Consider the following 15,957-nt stretch of genomic DNA (forward strand, 5'->3'; position numbering starts at 1 on the left):
CGCTCATGAACCTTGAAGATCAGCATGTGGTCGTCATCGGCGGCTCGTCGGGCATCGGCCTCGGCGTGGCCAGGGCCTGCCTCGAGCGCGGCGCGTCGCTGACGCTCGTGAGCCGCTCGCGCGAGCGCCTCGCGCGCGCCGCGGCCGAGCTCGGCGAGCCACGCCGGGTGCGCACCTTCGCGGCCGACGCGACGCAGGAGGCCGAGATGCAGAGTCTGTTCGACGAACATCCGCCGGCGCGCCATGTGGTGGTGACGGCGGTGGAGGGGCATTATCAGCCGATTCGCGCGCTGGACATCGCCGCGGCGCGCCGCGTGATCGACTCGAAGCTCGTGGCGGCCCTCCACGTCGCCAAGCACGCGCGGATCGAGCCGGGCGGCTCGCTCACGTTCACGGCGGGGATCGCGGCGGAGCGGCCGGGGCCCAGCGGGGCGGTCGTGGCCGCGGTGAACGGGGCGCTCATGGCGCTCGCGCGCGCCCTGGCCGTGGAGCTCGCGCCGGTGCGCGTGAACGCGCTGTCGCCGGGCTGGGTCGACACGCCGGTCTGGGACTCCCTCGCGGGCGGCGCCAAGCAGGAGCGCTTCGAGCAGCACGCGCGCCGCCTCCCCGTCGGCCGTGTCGGCGCGCCCGCGGACATCGCCCACGCCGCGCTCTTCCTCATGGGGAACGGGTTCACCACCGGCGAGGTGCTGCGCGTCGACGGGGGACACCGCCTCGTCTGAGCGTGAGCCCGCCCAGGGAGGTGGCCGGATTCGATACGTGCGAAACCGGGGAAGGCAAGCGCGGGAGGCGTGGGAAGCACGAAAAGCGCGGGAGGCGCGGGACGTGCGGGGAAGAGCCGTGGCCACCGCCTGTTCCATCGAACAAGGCATGTTCCACGAGCTTGCCGCAGCGCTTCACCACGCGATCGCCATGAGACGTGGTTGACAAAAGCCGCGAAGTATGGTTGTGCTACTGCTCCCTAGGAGTGCACCATGTACCCTCGTTCTTTCTTTCTTCTGACGTTCGCAGCCGCGGCCCTGGCGTGCTCTTCGGCGCCCGACGAGAGCAGCGGCCCCACCTCCGGATCCGGCGGCAGCAGCGGGACGCCCGCGAGCAGCAGCGGGACGCCGACGAGCGGCGTTAGCAGCTCGACCGGCGACGACTTCGGGACCATCACGGGGGGCAACGTGACCACCGGCGCCGGCGGCGGCGGCGGCGGCGATTGCAAGAGCGTCCTCGACGTCACCTATCGCGACTTCAAGGAGACGCACCCCGACTTCGAGATGGCCAGCTTCAGGGGCGACGAACCCCGTCGCCAGCTCATCGAGCCGACGCTCGACGGCGATCGGAAGCCGGTGTTCCTCGACTCGGTAGGCTGCTTCGCGCAGCTGCCGGCCCCGCTCGGCTGCAGGGACGGGGTCGGCACCCAGAAGACCATCACGAGCGAGGAAAGCTTCAACCAGTGGTACCGGGACGTGCCGGGCGTGAACATGACGTTCCCCAAGGAGCTCGCGCTCCAGGAGTCGCCGCCCGGATCGGGGCAGTACGTGTTCGACAGCGCGGATTTCTTCCCGCTGGCGCCGGAGGAGGGGTTCGGGATCACCCCGCCCAACAACGGCAAGAGACAGAACTTCCTCTTCACCACCGAGATCCACCTGATGTTCGGATACGTCGCCGGTCAGAAGTTCACCTTCCGGGGCGACGACGACATCTGGATCTTCATCAACGGCAAGCTCGCGCTCGACCTCGGCAGCATGCACGGGCCCGCGGAGAGCGTCATCGACTTCGATGCTCAGGCCCAGGATCTCGGCATCTTCCCGGGCAACAGCTACGCGATGGACATCTTCCACGCGGAGCGCCACACCGACGGATCGAACTTCCGCATCGAGACCAACATCTCCTGCTTCGTGCCCGTCGACATCCCCCTGTGAGGCATCCGGGCTCGGGCCGCGCCCTCCCGCAGGCCTGAGCCCAATTCGCCCGCCACGCGGATTCAGACGTCGAGCGCGATGTTGTTGGGGTTGGCGGCGTCGATCTTGACCGGCACGACCAGGCCCGGCTGCACGCGCGGGATCGCCATCTGATGGATGACGGCGAGGATGGCCGCGCGGTACGGGGGCGCGTTCGGGCGATACACCTCGAGGTCGACACGGCACTGCGGCTGGTAGTTGATCATCGTGCCGGTGGGCTGGACGATGAGCACGCGGGCCTGCGCGGGCAGGCCCGTCATGCGGAGGTTGGCCGCCGCTGTCTGCGCCTGGATCATCTCGTTCGCGCCCGCGAGCATCTTGTTCGCGTTCTTCATCATGGGCAGAAAGACGGTGACGAACACCACGGCCATGACGCCCAGCACGACGAGGGTGATCACGATTCCTAAGAGGGGACCAGCGATCGACATGGGAGCCTCCACACGACTGCGTTGACGGGCCGGCGGTCGGCGGAGCGTGGGGGAGGACCCCGAGCTGCGCGTCGCGCCGGCGAGGGAGCGACCGATGTCACGGGCTCCTCCGCGATCACCAGGGGAGCACGAAAGGGAGCCAGCGACAATCCTGCGGAGCGCGCCGCCCTCGGCGTGGCGTGGCCGCGGGGGAGGTGCGGCGATCGAAAAAGAGGCCAGATCCACCGAAAGCGCCGCCAGTGACGCGCTCCTCGGGCGGTGACAGGCTCGTCTCCCATGATCGATGACAAGAGGACTGGCCGATGACCAACCGCGTTGAACCACTCAACTTCAGCGATGAAGCGCGCTGGACCGCCCTGGCGGCCAGCTACGAGCGCTGGGCCGAGCCGTTGACGGCGGGCTTCGCGCGCGCGGCGCTGTCGCTCGCGGGCGGGATCGGGCACGGCGTGCGCGTGCTCGACGTCGCCGCAGGGACGGGCGCCCTGACCTTGGCCGCGGCCGAGGCGGGCGCGCGCGTGCTCGCGACAGACATCTCGCGCGGCATGTCGGCGCGCCTGCGCGAGCGATTGCAGCCCTTCGCAGGGAGCGAGGCGCGGGTGATGGACGGGCAGGCGCTGGAGGTCGAGGACGGGACCTTCGACGTGAGCTGCTCCGTCTTCGGCGTCATGATGTTTCCCGACTGGCGCCGCGGCATGGCCGAGCTCGTCCGCGCGACCCGGCCCGGGGGCCGGATCATCGTGGCGACCTGGTCGAGCCCGGAGGGGGCAGGCCCGGCGCCGCTCTTCCTGCAGGCCTATCGCCGCACCTTCCCGGACGCGCCGATCCATCCGCCGCCCCAGGGCATGACCGTGCTGTGCTCGCCGGAGGGCCTGAAGGCCGAGATGCTCGGGGCCGGGTGCGGCGAGGTCGCCGTGCACGCGGTCGAGGGCGCATGGGGCGGAGCTTCGGTGGACCAGCTCATGGAGGATCTCGACGAGATCCTGCGCTTCATGCCCCTCTACGTCGCGCTGGACGGCGATGGGCGCGCTCGGCTGCGCGGCCCGCTGCGCGCCGTCATCGAGCCCTTCGCCGAACCAGGCGGGGCCGTGCGTGTCCCGGTGACGGCGAACATCGCGATCGGCCGCAAACCCGGCTGACCATGGAATGCAGCGCGACCCGTCCTGTCGGGGCGCGCTGCGTTCCTTCTCGACGCGACGCCCGACGGGCCGCGCTGCCGTCCATGGAGAAGGGACCACATCCCGGCGCCGAGCCGGGCGTGGTCACCGGGTGAGCTTCACGACGATCATCGATTCAGACGCTTCGGGGCTCGAGATCGGTCCGGCGCCGAAATCGATCGTGCCCTTGAACTTCCCGACGGCGACAAGGGCTCCGTTCGGGCCGACGGCAATCTGGGATAGTCCTCCGTACTCGGACGGTTCGAACGCGACGTTGCAGAAGTCCTCGCCGCGCGGGTCGAGCCCGGCGACGAAGAGGCCCAAGAAATTCGTGGGCATCGTACCGCAACCGAGGTCCGTTCCCTCGAGGAAGGTGCCGGCGAGCCAGGTGTTGCCGGCGGCGTCGGCGGCGATCGCTTGCGCTCTCGCGGAGCTCCTGGCGAACATCGCGGAGCCACCGGCGGAGAGCCTGGCGACGGACACGTTGCTCCCGTCGCCCGTCAGCGTGGTGTCACCGACCGAGAACGTCTCGAAGAAGGAGCTGAGCGTGACCACGCCGCCTGCCCCGTCCAGGACCGTGCCGACGTGATCGTCACCGTCGACGCCGCCGAGCCTATGGCTCCATCGGTGCTCGCCGGCTGGATCGAGCGAGGCGACGAAGACGTCGGACGCCCCGTTCTCCGGGAGCCCCGCGGCGAGGAGCGGGCCGCCGCCGAAGTCGATGGAGCCATGGAAGCTCCCCCCGACGGCGATATTCCCCGCCGCGTCCAGGGCGAGGGTCTCGGCGATCGCGCCCCCCGGCCCGCCGAAGCTCTTGCTCCAGAGGTGGCCGCCCGACGCATCGAACCTGGCGACGAAGGCGGTTTGCGTCGTCACGTCGGGCAAGGGCCCGCCGCCGAGATCCATGGTTCGCACGTAGTCACCGGCGACGACGACGCCGCCCGCCGGATGGAAGCCGACGCTGCGGACCGCCACGGACTCCTCTCCGAAGTGCTTGCTCCAGACGTGCTGTCCCGAAGCGTCGAGCAGGACGACGAAGCCGCTCGAGTTCCACCCGTTCTGCACGGGGCCGCCGCCGAGATCGGTCGCTCCACCGAACCGGCCCCCGACAGCGATATTCCCCGACGCGTCGGCCGCGATGGCCAACCCGACCTGGGTCTCGATCCCGGAGAGATCGCCGAACCGCCGGCTCCAGAGGTGGTTGCCGAGCGGATCGAGCTTGAGGACGAACGCGTCGACGTCGCCCGTGCCCACGAGAGGACCGCCCCCGAAGTCGACGGTGCCATCGAAGCCTCCCGTCACGAGGATGTTGCCCTGAGCATCGACGGCGAGGGCGTGGGGCTCGACGTTGTCGAACTGGCGGGCGAAATCGAGCGCGAGGCAACCCGCCTCGCACACGGGAGCGCTGCCGCCCACGCCGACGCTGCTGCTGCTGGCGCTGATGCTGCTGCTGGCGCTGATGCTGCTGCTGGCGCCGCCTTCCCCTGTGTCCGGGCCGCTCCCAGACGTCTCTTCCCCATCGTCGACGCTGACGCTGACGTTGCATCCGAGCGTGGCCAGCACGGCCGCGAGAGAAAGATGCCTCAAATAAGACGCGATTCTGTTCATCCCTGCCTCCCTCGCCGCGACGATATCATCGTTCGAAGAGGGCACGGATGAGGCCCTCGGGAAAGCCGGATATCGACGCCGGTGCGCCCTCGGGACGCGCTTTGGGCCGGAGGTGCGACGGGCCGCGGCGCAGCGCGGCGGGGGGGCCGCGCGGCCCGGTATGGGATCGGGCCGCCGGGATCAGCCGGTCACGTTGTCCCACGCGACGGCGGTCGGCCCGAGGAGCGAGCGTCCGCCGCTCGCGATGACCTCTCGGTACCAGGAGAACGAATCCTTCGGGATCCGTCGCTGCGTGGCGTAATCGACGTAGACCAGGCCGAAGCGATCTTTATAGCCCTCGGCCCACTCGAAGTTGTCGAGGAGCGACCAGGCCCAGTACCCGACGACCGGAACGCCCTCCTGGACGGCCCGCGCCAGGCCGAGCAGGTACCGGTGCATGACGTCGATGCGCTTCGGGTCGTGCACCTTGCCGTCGAGGAAGACCTGGTCCCGCGTCGCCAGGCCGTGCTCGGTGATCCCGATGGGCAGCTTGTACCGCTCCCAGAAGTACCTCGAGCCCCAGTAGAGCGTGCTGGGGACGATCTGCAGCCAGTCGAGCGTCCCGCGCGGGTAGCCCGGCGGGGAGACGACGCGCTCCGGCCTGCCGTCCTTGCCCTGCCGCCACGTGCCCGCCGAGTACATGTTGAGCCCGAGGTAGTCGATCGGCCGCTTGATCTGGTCGAAGTCGCTGGCGGGGAACTCGGGCATGTCGTCGCCGAAGAGCCGGAGGCCGCTCTCCGGATACCGCCCCTCGAGCACCGGACAGATCCACCAGGCGTTGTTCCACGGGTTCCTGTCGTAGACCGAGAAGATCGCCTCGCGCGCCGCCTCGATGTCTCCCGGATCCTCGGTCGCCGGGCGCTGCACCTGGGTGGCGAGCACGTAGCCGATCTTCGCGGCCTTGGTCGCGGCGCGCAGGGCGTCCACCTGCTTGCCGTGCGCCCGCATCTGGTTGTGGGCGGCGGTCAGGTACTCCCGGTAGGGGAGCTTGAGCCCGGGGGCGAAGACGCCGTTGAGGAGCGCGTTGCCGATGAACGCCTGCGGCTCGTTCTGCGTCACCCACCAGGGCACGCGATCGCCGAGCCGCCGGGCGACGACGGTCGTGTAGTCCGCGAACCAGTCGGCGACGTCGCGCTGGAGGAACCCGCCGCGATCCTGGAGCGCCTGGGGGAAGTCCCAGTGGAACAGCGTGCACATGGGCACGATGCCGGCGCGGAGGAGCTCGTCGACGAGGCGATCGTAGAAGTCGAGCCCCTTCGGGTTGACCTTGCCCGTGCCGTCCGGGAGGATCCGCGTCCACGAGACGCTGAAGCGGTAGCTCTTGACCCCGAGCTCCGAGAGGAGCCCGACATCCTCCTTGTAGCGGTGGTAGTGGTCGCACGCGACGTCTCCTGTGTGCCCTTCGAAGACCTTCCCAGGGGTCTTCGAGAAGACGTCCCACACGGAGGGCGTCCGGCCGTCCTCGCTCGCGGCGCCTTCGATCTGGTAGGCCGCGGTGGCCGTGCCCCACAGGAAGTCCGCGGGAAACGGCGCGGCCGTCGCGTCTGCTCGGCCTAGGCCAGCCGAGGCGGCGGTCACAGGCGGGGGCGCGGAGGACGGCGAGGCGGGAGAGGCGTTGCTCGCGGAGAGCGACTCGGAAGGATGGAGGGCCATGGGGGCATCATCCACGGCGTGCGCGGGACATCAATGGGTTCGATGCGCGTCGGCTTCGATGCGGGTCGATGATCGCGCCGGTCGCTTGACGGCCCAGCGCGGCTCGACAACATGGGCAGCATGCTCGCGATCCGACCGAAAGCCGCTGGCGGCCCCGAGGTGATGACGCTGGAGGAGCTCCCGACGCCCACGCCGGGCCCGGGGGAAGCCGTGGTCCGCGTCGAGGCCGCGGGGGTGAACTTCATCGACATCTACCAGCGGAGCGGCCTGTACACGCTCGAGCCGCCCATCCCGCTCGGCCTCGAGGGCGCGGGGCGCGTCGAGGCGGTGGGGCCGTCCGTCACCGAGGTGAGGGTAGGGGACGAGGTCGCGTGGACCGGCGGCCCCGGCTCGTACGCGACGCACGTCCGGATCCCGGCCGCGAAGCTCGTCCCCGTGCCCGCGGGCGTCGGCGCGAAGCGCGCCGCGGCCGCGATGCTCCAGGGCATCACGGCGCAGTACCTCGTGCGCTCCACGTTCCCGCTCGGGCCCGGCCACACGTGCCTCATCCACGCGGCCGCGGGCGGGGTCGGCCTCCTCCTGTGCCAGATGGCGAAGCGGCTCGGCGCGCGCGTGATCGGCACCGTCTCGACCGAGGAGAAGGCGCGCCTCGCGCGAGACGCGGGCGCCGACGAGGTGATCCTGTACACGAAGGCCGATTTCGAGGCGGAGGCGCGCCGGCTCACGGGCGGCGCCGGCGTCCACGTCGTCTACGACGGCGTCGGGAGCGACACGTTCGCGAAGGGCCTGGGCGCGCTCCGCCCGCGCGGCACGATGGTGCTCTTCGGCCAGTCGAGCGGCCCGGTGCCGCCGTTCGACCCGCAGATCCTGAGCCAGAAGGGGTCGATCTACCTCGCGCGGCCGAGCCTCGTCCACTACACCGCGACGCGCGAGGAGCTGCTCGAGCGCGCCGCCGACGTGCTCGGCGCGATCGCGCGCGGCGAGCTCGCGATCTCGATCGGCGCCACATACCCCCTCGCCGAGGCGGCGGAGGCGCACCGCGCGCTCGCCGGGCGGGCGACGACGGGGAAGGTGCTGCTCATCCCGTAGCGGACGGAACCGTCGCGCGGAGGTTCGATTCGAGGCGCGGAGGAGCTGGGGAGTGCAGCCCGGCTGCGGGCGCTCCGTGTCTCCACGTCCTCTCTCGGGCGTGCAGACCTGCGCTGTACTCGAGCCGTGCCTGGCCGATCCGGCCGTTGACCGTGTCGTCTTCGGGCCGGTACGCTGCCGGCGCGGAGGTGCTCATTCCATGGCAGAACGTCCCACGCTTGCTCCCGAGAATGTCTCGGACACGGTGAAATCGCAGCTCGCCGGCTTTCATCGGTCCATCATCGACGAGGTCGCGGCCGCGGTGAGCCGCGACCGGGTGGTCGTCGTCGGGATGGCCCAGAATCCCTTCGTGAAGAAGGCGCGCCAGCTGCTCGACGGAGAGGGCGTGAAATATACCTATTTGGAGTACGGGAGTTACCTCTCCAGGTGGAAGGAGCGGCTCGCCATCAAGCTCTGGGCTGGCTTTCCGACGTTCCCCATGGTGTTCGTCGGCGGCGTCCTCGAAGGCGGCTACGCGGAGCTCGTGAAGCTCCGCGACCAGGGCAAGCTCAAGGGGTAGCCGTGATCAGGCGCGGGTGAACGCCGGGCACAGCGCGCGGGCCGCCTCGGCCGCGGCGCTCCACGCGTCACGTCGCGCCGCGCGAAACGCCGCGGTCGACCGGCGGTTCCGTGATATGCGGGAAGGCGCGGCGCGCCCTCGCGGCGGTCGCCGCGCTGAAGGAAGGCAGCACGGAGGCACCTCGTGACATCGCTCGGGATCCACGGAAGGCGGCGGGATGACGAGGCGAACGGCGCGGCTCGACGGCCGGGAGGCGGCGCGCCGTGAGCACCTACGCCATCAAGCGGCTGCTCTCCATCATTCCCACGCTCTTCCTCGTCGCCACCCTCGTGTTCATCCTGGTGCGCATCGTTCCGGGAGGCCCGTTCGACCAGGAGCGGGCCGTGCCCGTCGAGGTCCAGCGGCAGCTCGACGCCAAGTACCACCTGAACGATCCGGTGCTGAAGCAGTATGGCGACTGGCTCCTTGCGCTCGTCACCAGAGGCGATCTGGGCCCGACGTTCAAGTACCCGAACCGCACCGTCAACGAGATCATCGCCCTCAGCCTGCCCGTGTCGATGCAGCTCGGCTTCTGGGCGATGCTCTTCGCGCTCGCGATGGGCATCCCGCTCGGCATCGTCGGCGCGATCCGCCAGAACACCTGGAAGGACACGGCGGCCATGGGGGTCGCCATGGTCGGCCTCAGCGTGCCGCGGTACGTGCTGGCCCCGCTGCTCATGCTCGTCTTCTCGCTCAAGCTCTACTGGTTCCCTGTGGCGCGCTGGGAGACGTGGCGGCACATGGTGCTGCCGGTCATCTGCGCCGGGCTCCCGGTCGCGGCCTACATCGCCCGGCTGACGCGCGGCGGGATGCTCGAGGTGATCCGCTCGGATTTCATCCGCACCGCGCGCGCCAAGGGGCTCTCCGAGCGCAAGGTCGTCCTGAAGCACGCGCTCCGGGGCGGGCTGCTCCCGGTCGTGAGCTTCCTCGGCCCCGGCTTCAGCGGCCTGCTCGTCGGCTCCCTCGTCGTGGAGAAGATCTTCAACATCCCCGGCATGGGCCGCTATTTCGTCGAGGCGGCCACGAACCGCGACTACAACCTCGTGATGGGGGTCATGCTCGTTTACGGCTTCCTGCTCATGCTCTTCAACGCGATCGTCGACGTGGCGTACGCCTTCATCGACCCGCGCGTGGAGCTGCGCTGACCATGCTCCACGCCGCCCTCCCGCAGCCCGCCGCCCCCGGCGATCCGCCCGCTGTCCCCGGCGGCGCGGGCGGCGCGGCGCCAAGCCCTGCCGGCCCGCTGCGGCTCGACGCGCTGGAGCAGGGATCGAGCCTCGGTCGCGACGCGTGGCGGAGGCTCCGGAAGAACCGCGCCGCGGTCGCCTGCGGCGTCGTGCTCATCGCGATGATCCTCGCCTGCATCCTCGTCCCCGAGCTGTCGAGCTACCGGTACGACAAGGCGGATCTCAAGCTCGGCGCGCAGCCCCCGTCGCTCGCCCACTGGATGGGCACCGACTACTTCGGCCGCGACCTGATGGCCCGCGTCTTCTTCGGCGGGCGCATCTCGTTCGCGGTCGGCATCGTCGCGACGCTCGTGAGCTTCGTCATCGGCGTGAGCTGGGGCGGGGTAGCCGGCTACTTCGGCGGCAAGGTCGACGCGATCATGATGCGCATCGTGGACGTGCTCTACACGTTCCCGTTCCTGATCCTCGTCATCCTGCTCATGGTCTTCTTCGCGAACGACCAGACGGTCCTCTACCGCGCCTGGAAGGTCGCGCTCGGCCTCTTCGTCAAGGAGCCGTCGGACCCGAGCTACTTCCCCGTCTTCCAGATCGTCGTCGTCTTCGCGGCCCTCGGCGGCATCTCCTGGCTCACGATGGCCCGCATCGTCCGCGGCCAGGTCATCGCGCTGCGCGGACAGCCGTTCATCGAGTCGGCGCGCTCGATCGGCGTCGGGCACGCCGCGCTGATCTTCCGGCACCTCGTTCCGAACGCGGTCGGCCCGATCATCGTCTACACGACGCTCACCATCCCCGAGGTGATGATGACCGAGGCGTTCCTCAGCTTCCTCGGCCTCGGCACGCAGGAGCCGCTGTCGAGCTGGGGCCTGCTCGCGTCCACAGGCGCCGACGCGATGGACCTCTTCCCCTGGCAGCTCATCTTCCCGGCGCTGATGCTCGCGCTCACGCTGATCTGCTTCAACTTCCTCGGTGACGGGCTCCGCGACGCCCTGGATCCTCGCATCCGAAAGGACTGAAGGGCGGCGCGCCCCTCCCGGGACGCGCGCCGGCACGGACCATGCTGCCATGCTGATCGAGGTCAAGAACCTGAAGACCCACTTCTTCACCGAGGAGGGGGTGGTCCGCGCGGTCGACGGCATCTCCTTCAGCCTCGATCGCGGCGAGGTCCTCGGCATCGTCGGCGAGTCCGGCTCGGGCAAGAGCGTGACGAGCCTCTCGCTCCTGCGGCTCATCCCCGACCCGCCGGGCAGGATCGTCGGCGGCCAGATCCTGCTCGAGTCCGAGGGCGGCGTCGTCGAGGACCTCGTGGAGGCGAGCGAGGCGCGGATGGAGCGCGTCCGAGGCGACCGGATCGCGATGATCTTCCAGGACCCGATGACGTCGCTGAACCCCTACCTCCGGGTGAGCGAGCAGCTCATCGAGGTGCTGGAGCTCCACCGCGGCATGGGCCGCGCCGAGGCGCGCCGGCGCTGCGTCGAGATGCTGCAGGCGGTCGGGATCCCCGCGGCGGCGTCGCGGATCGACGACTACCCGCACCAGCTCTCGGGCGGGATGCGGCAGCGCGTGATGATCGCGATGGCGCTCCTGTGCGACCCGGATCTGCTGATCGCGGACGAGCCGACGACGGCGCTCGACGTCACGATCCAGGCGCAGATCCTCGACCTGATCGGGGAGCGGAAGGAGGCGCTCGGCGCGGCCGTCCTCCTCATCACGCACGATCTCGGCGTCGTGGCGAAGATGGCCGATCGCGTCGCGGTCATGTACGCCGGGCGCATCGTCGAGGAGGGCCCCGTCGGCGCCATCTTCCACGCCGCCCGGCACCCGTACACGATCGGCCTGTCGCGCTCGATCCCGCGGCTCGACGACGCGCGCGGCGCGGACCTGGTGCCCATCCCCGGGATGCCGCCCTCGCTCGCGCGCCTGCCGTCGGGCTGCCCGTTCCACCCGCGCTGCGCGCACGCGATCGCGGCGTGCCGGGAGGAGGCGCCGCCGCCGCGCGTCGTCTCGGGCGAAGGCAACAGGAAGGCGCTGCACGTCGTGCGGTGCCACGTCGAGGACGTCGCAGGACGAGCGCCATGACCACCGCCGCAACACCCCCGCCGCTGCTCTCGGTGCGCGATCTCAAGGTCCACTTCCCGGTGCGCCGCGGCCTGCTCCAGCGGCAGGTCGGCACGGTGCGCGCGGTCGACGGCGTCTCGTTCGACGTCGACCGGGGCGCGACGCTGGGCCTCGTCGGCGAGTCCGGCTGCGGCAAGTCGACGACCGGCCGGGGCATCCTCCGCCTCGTCCCGCCCACGTCGGGGAGCGTGAAGATCGACGGCCGGGAGATCCTGTCGCTCGACCCGCGCGCGCTGCGGAAGGCGCGCCGCGAGATGCAGATGATCTTCCAGGACCCGTACGCGAGCCTGAACCCGCGCATGACGGTCCACGACCTCATCGCCGAGCCGCTCTCCACCCACGGCCTCGTCTCGTCGCGCGACGAGGCGCTCCGCGAGGTGGCGGGCCTCATGGAGCTCGTCGGGCTATCGCCCTCGTACATGCGGCGTTATCCGCACGAGTTCTCCGGCGGCCAGCGGCAGAGGATCGGCATCGCCCGCGCGCTCGCCCTGAAGCCGAAGCTCGTGATCGCGGACGAGCCTGTCAGCGCGCTCGACGTGAGCATCCAGGCCCAGATCGTCAACCTGCTCGCGTCGCTCCAGCGCGAGCTCTCGCTCACGTACGTGTTCGTCGCGCACGACCTCGCCGTGGTCCGCCACCTGTCAAGCGAGATCGCGGTGATGTACCTCGGCCGGATCGTCGAGCGCGCTCGTCCAGACGAGCTCTTCCGTTCACCGCAACATCCGTACACGCAGACCCTGCTTTCGGCGATCCCGATCCCGGATCCCGACGTGGAGCGCACACGCCGCCGGCTGCCCCTCGTCGGCGAAGTGCCGAGTCCGCTGAACCCGCCGTCGGGGTGCCATTTCCACACACGCTGTCCCTATACGATGGACCGGTGCAGCGCCGAGGCCCCTCCGCTGGAGGAGCGTCGCCCTGGGCACTGGGCCGCGTGCCATCTCACGGAGTTGCCCACGGCACCTACGCATCCGTGATGTGATCCGGCGGCGCGCAATACCCCACATCGGCTGAGCTCGTTGTCCAGACATGACGTGGAATGTCCGATGACAGGATTTTCCTGACCTCTGCGTGCGGCAGGGGGGTTAGGATCCCTGGACCGATGCCGCGAATCTCCGACGCCACGCTTCGCGCCCAGATCCCGACGGCCCTCCTCATCGGCGGCGATCAGGCGTTGCTCCAGCGCTGCCAGACGGCGGCGATGGATGTGGGGATCATCGTCAAGGCGTGCCCTGTATCGATGGCCGCCGCGCTCGCGGAAGAGCGTCGTCCGGTGGTCATCGTGGTCACGTCGTCGACTTACGCGCTCGCTCCCGAGGCGTTCGAGGAGATCGCGCGCGACGTGGTCAGCACGCTCGTGCGGGTCGACGAGGCGATGGTGGAGGACGAACTCGGGGCGATGCTGGCCACGGCGGCGCGCGAGAGCCGCAAGCAGCGCTCGCGGCAGCAGACGCCCGGTCGCTACTCGATGATGCCTGCGGACGAGGGCGCGTCGGTGCCGCGCTCGGAGCGCATGACCATCGGGGTGATGAAGGCGGCCCCGTCGTCGCGGCGCGACCCCGAGGCGACGCCGCTGCCGCGCTCCGGGCCGCGCAGCGCGGGCGCGCAGGAGCCGCGCAGCGCAGGCGCGCAGGAGCTCGCGTACCGCGAGCGCGTGGCGGCTGCCGTGGCTGCGCAGCGGCCGGAGCGCTCACGCGCGGAGGCGCCGGGGGAGGCGGCGTACCGCGCCCGCGAGGCGCCCGTGCCGCGCTCGGAGCGCCTGGGGGTCATGGTGGGGCCGCCCTCGTCGCGCGCGCGCCGTGAGCTGCCCGCTCCGACGCCTCTCCCGCCGCCGCCGGCTGCCGGCCCGGTGGTTGCGCGCCGGGACGCGTCTGCGCCGCCCTCGGTGAGGGGGGGCGCCCATGCGCGGCGGGATGTGCCGGTGCAGGCATCGCCGGCGGCTGGAGCCTACGTGCGGCGGGATACGCCGCTGGCGGGCTCGCATCCGGTCGAGGCCTACGTGCGGCGGGATACACCGGTGGCTGGCTCGCAGCAGGCCGGGGCGTACGCGCATCGGGAGGCGCCGGCCGCGACGTCTGCACGGCGGGAGACGTCCGCGCAACAGGCCGTTCCGAGCTCGCGGCAGCAGGCCGGGGTGGCTCCACGCCGGGATACGCCGGCGGCGCATGCGCTTCCGCGGCAGGTGCCTCCGTCGCCTGCCGCGCAGCCGTGGGAGCAGCGCGACCTGCAGCCGTGGGAGCAGCGCGACGCGCAGCCGTGGGAGCAGCGCGACGCGCAGCCGTGGGAGGAGAACATCGGCCCGCAGCCAGGCGCGGCATCCCCGCAGCGGGATGTGCTCGCGATGGGCTCGCAGGACGGCGAGGCGCACCGCGGTCACTCCGCGCCGTCGCCGAGCTCCCACCGCGCGCCGCCGAGCTCCCACCGCGCGCCGCCGAGCTCCCATCAAGCGCCGCCGAGCTCCCATCAGGCGCCGCCGTCCTCTCGCAGGGCGCAGTTCCACGTCGACATCGCTCTCCTGTTCGATGAGCGAGGTCTGCCGCGCGCCGATCCCCAGGCGAAGTGACGCTCGACCGGGGCGCGCCGTGCGGCTCATCCGTTGGCGGGGCGCCGGGCGATCCCTTTGTCGGCGAGCGGCCGCGTCGCACGGGTGACCGGCGGCGCGGCGGAGGGTAAGCTTCGCGCGGCCATGACGACAGGGACGAAGCAGGAGTCGATCCACGGCAAGCTCGTTCGCGCGCTCGATCCCGTGCACATCGAGGTGGAGAACGAGAGCCGCATGCACAGCGTGCCGGTGGGCTCGGAGACCCACTTCAAGGTGCTCGTGGTGAGCGAGGCATTCCGGGGCCTGAGCCCGCTCGATCGCCACCGCCGCGTCAACGACGTGGTGCGCGAGGAGTTCCGCGCCGGGCTGCACGCCCTGACGATCCGCGCGATGACACCGGACGAGTGGGAGCGGCAGGGGGGCGCGGACTTCCGCTCTCCCGCGTGCCTGGGCGGCTCCAAGGCGGCGCCGGAGCCCGGCGCCAAGTCGGGCTGAGCGGCGAGGCGCGCATGGAGCTCGTCGTCGCGCTCGTCTCGGACCTTCACTTCGGCCCGGAGGCATCGTTCGGGGGCAAGCTGCGCAAGCTCACCGGCGAGGCGCCCGCCCTGACCCGCGCCTTCGTGAGGCGGATGAACGAGGTCACGCGGCCCGATCTCGTCGTGAATCTGGGCGACGACATCGAGGACGAGGGGCCCGAGGCCGATCGGGAGCGCTACGGCGCCTGCATGGCCGCGCTCGGCGGCCTGAAGGCCGAGCTCTTCCACGTCGCCGGCAACCACGACGTGATCCACCTGAGCGAGGCCGAGCTGCTGTCTGCCTGGGGCAGACCCGAGGCGACGCGGCTCCACTACGCCTTCGACCGCGGCGGCTTCCATTTCACGGTCCTCCACACGCGCGAGCGCAAGGATCACGACATCTCGCTCGGGCCAGAGCAGCTCGCCTGGCTCGGAGAGGACCTCGCGGCGTCCTCGCTGCCGAAGATCGTGCTGATGCACCACAGCGCGGCCGATCAGGATCTCCGGGGCAACCGCTGGTTCGAGGGGAGCCCGCACATCTGCCTCGTGCGCGAGCGGCGCGCGATGCGGAAGATCTTCGAGGAGCACGGCGTGCTCGCCGTCTTCAACGGTCATCTGCACTGGAACCACCTCGACGTGATCCGCGGCATCCCGTACGTGACGCTCCAGAGCCTGATCGAGAACCTCGACGACGACGCGCCGGGTCGCCCCGCCGCGGCGCACGCGGTCGTGCGGCTCGGCCCGAAGCGCATCGTCGTGGAGATCGAGGGCGCCGAGCGGGCGCGCTACCAGTTCGACCGGCGGTAGGGGGCGGAGCGCGCCCGAGCGGCAGATTGAACGGGGAGACGGGGAAGCGGGGAGATGGGTGGGATTTCACTCCCCGTCTCCCCACCTCCCTGTGAACTTCACGAGAAATTGGAGGGGATTCTTCAGCCGGCGCCCGCCGATTCAGCCGATGTCGTGAGCGCGGCGCGTCGCCGGCCCGGCCGGGAATCGGCCGAGAGATCCGCGCCATTGCCCGGTTCCGATCGTCGGTTTCAGGCGTGCGTCGGCTCGGAACTCCAATTGACACCTCATTCC

General features: G+C 70.7%; 15 protein-coding genes. 12 read left to right on the plus strand and 3 right to left on the minus strand.

Annotated elements, in window-relative coordinates; genetic code table 11:
- Positions 1 to 5 precede the first annotated feature (5 nt).
- Together POL72_RS28315 and POL72_RS28320 are read left to right on the plus strand one after the other, a co-directional pair.
- Positions 6 to 722, plus strand: a complete 717-nt coding sequence (locus tag POL72_RS28315) for an SDR family oxidoreductase (RefSeq protein ID WP_272098947.1) — start codon at positions 6 to 8, stop codon at positions 720 to 722.
- Positions 723 to 974: 252 nt separating this feature from the next.
- The gene (locus POL72_RS28320) at positions 975 to 1,913 is read left to right on the plus strand and encodes a fibro-slime domain-containing protein (protein ID WP_272098949.1); all 939 of its coding nucleotides are present in this window, start codon (positions 975 to 977) and stop codon (positions 1,911 to 1,913) included.
- A 62-nt stretch (positions 1,914 to 1,975) separates the two neighbouring features.
- Here the strand turns inward: POL72_RS28320 and POL72_RS28325 are convergent, their stop codons facing one another.
- Positions 1,976 to 2,380, minus strand: a complete 405-nt coding sequence (locus tag POL72_RS28325) for a hypothetical protein (protein WP_272098950.1) — start codon at positions 2,378 to 2,380, stop codon at positions 1,976 to 1,978.
- Positions 2,381 to 2,682: 302 nt separating this feature from the next.
- On the opposite strand from POL72_RS28325, the gene POL72_RS28330 reads away from it, so the two are divergent.
- Positions 2,683 to 3,516, plus strand: a complete 834-nt coding sequence (locus POL72_RS28330) for a class I SAM-dependent methyltransferase (protein WP_272098952.1) — start codon at positions 2,683 to 2,685, stop codon at positions 3,514 to 3,516.
- A 123-nt stretch (positions 3,517 to 3,639) separates the two neighbouring features.
- On the opposite strand, the gene POL72_RS28335 is transcribed toward POL72_RS28330, so the two are convergent.
- On the minus strand, positions 3,640 to 5,142 hold the full coding sequence (locus tag POL72_RS28335; RefSeq protein WP_272098954.1) for a hypothetical protein: 1,503 nt from the start codon (positions 5,140 to 5,142) through the stop codon (positions 3,640 to 3,642).
- A 180-nt stretch (positions 5,143 to 5,322) separates the two neighbouring features.
- Positions 5,323 to 6,834, minus strand: coding sequence for a GH1 family beta-glucosidase (locus POL72_RS28340; RefSeq protein ID WP_272098956.1), 1,512 nt, complete (start codon positions 6,832 to 6,834; stop codon positions 5,323 to 5,325).
- Between the two features lie 120 nt (positions 6,835 to 6,954).
- On the opposite strand from POL72_RS28340, the gene POL72_RS28345 reads away from it, so the two are divergent.
- The 9 genes from POL72_RS28345 (at position 6,955) to POL72_RS28385 (ending at position 15,684) form a co-directional block, all read left to right on the plus strand.
- Positions 6,955 to 7,923 (plus strand): quinone oxidoreductase family protein, encoded by a 969-nt coding sequence (locus POL72_RS28345; protein ID WP_272098958.1) that lies wholly within the window; start codon positions 6,955 to 6,957, stop codon positions 7,921 to 7,923.
- A gap of 199 nt (positions 7,924 to 8,122) precedes the next feature.
- Positions 8,123 to 8,482 (plus strand): glutaredoxin, encoded by a 360-nt coding sequence (locus POL72_RS28350; RefSeq protein ID WP_272098960.1) that lies wholly within the window; start codon positions 8,123 to 8,125, stop codon positions 8,480 to 8,482.
- Positions 8,483 to 8,745: 263 nt separating this feature from the next.
- Positions 8,746 to 9,666 carry an ABC transporter permease gene (locus POL72_RS28355; RefSeq protein WP_272098962.1) on the plus strand — a complete coding sequence of 307 codons (921 nt, stop codon included), beginning with the start codon at positions 8,746 to 8,748 and terminating at the stop codon, positions 9,664 to 9,666.
- A 2-nt stretch (positions 9,667 to 9,668) separates the two neighbouring features.
- Positions 9,669 to 10,721, plus strand: coding sequence for an ABC transporter permease (locus POL72_RS28360; protein ID WP_272098964.1), 1,053 nt, complete (start codon positions 9,669 to 9,671; stop codon positions 10,719 to 10,721).
- 49 nt (positions 10,722 to 10,770) lie between these two features.
- Positions 10,771 to 11,784 (plus strand): ABC transporter ATP-binding protein, encoded by a 1,014-nt coding sequence (locus POL72_RS28365; RefSeq protein WP_272098966.1) that lies wholly within the window; start codon positions 10,771 to 10,773, stop codon positions 11,782 to 11,784.
- Positions 11,781 to 12,797, plus strand: coding sequence for an ABC transporter ATP-binding protein (locus POL72_RS28370; RefSeq protein WP_272098968.1), 1,017 nt, complete (start codon positions 11,781 to 11,783; stop codon positions 12,795 to 12,797). The genes POL72_RS28365 and POL72_RS28370 overlap by 4 nt, the downstream gene beginning before the upstream one ends.
- A gap of 125 nt (positions 12,798 to 12,922) precedes the next feature.
- Positions 12,923 to 14,383 carry a hypothetical protein gene (locus POL72_RS28375; protein WP_272098970.1) on the plus strand — a complete coding sequence of 487 codons (1,461 nt, stop codon included), beginning with the start codon at positions 12,923 to 12,925 and terminating at the stop codon, positions 14,381 to 14,383.
- Positions 14,384 to 14,506: 123 nt separating this feature from the next.
- Entirely contained in the window at positions 14,507 to 14,857 is a 351-nt protein-coding gene (locus tag POL72_RS28380) for a BolA family protein (protein WP_272098971.1), read from the plus strand.
- 14 nt (positions 14,858 to 14,871) lie between these two features.
- Entirely contained in the window at positions 14,872 to 15,684 is an 813-nt protein-coding gene (locus POL72_RS28385) for a metallophosphoesterase family protein (protein WP_272098973.1), read from the plus strand.
- Positions 15,685 to 15,957: the final 273 nt, after the last annotated feature.

Source organism: Sorangium aterium, from assembly GCF_028368935.1.
In the GTDB taxonomy this organism is placed as follows: Bacteria; Myxococcota_A; Polyangia; order Polyangiales; family Polyangiaceae; genus Sorangium; species Sorangium atrum.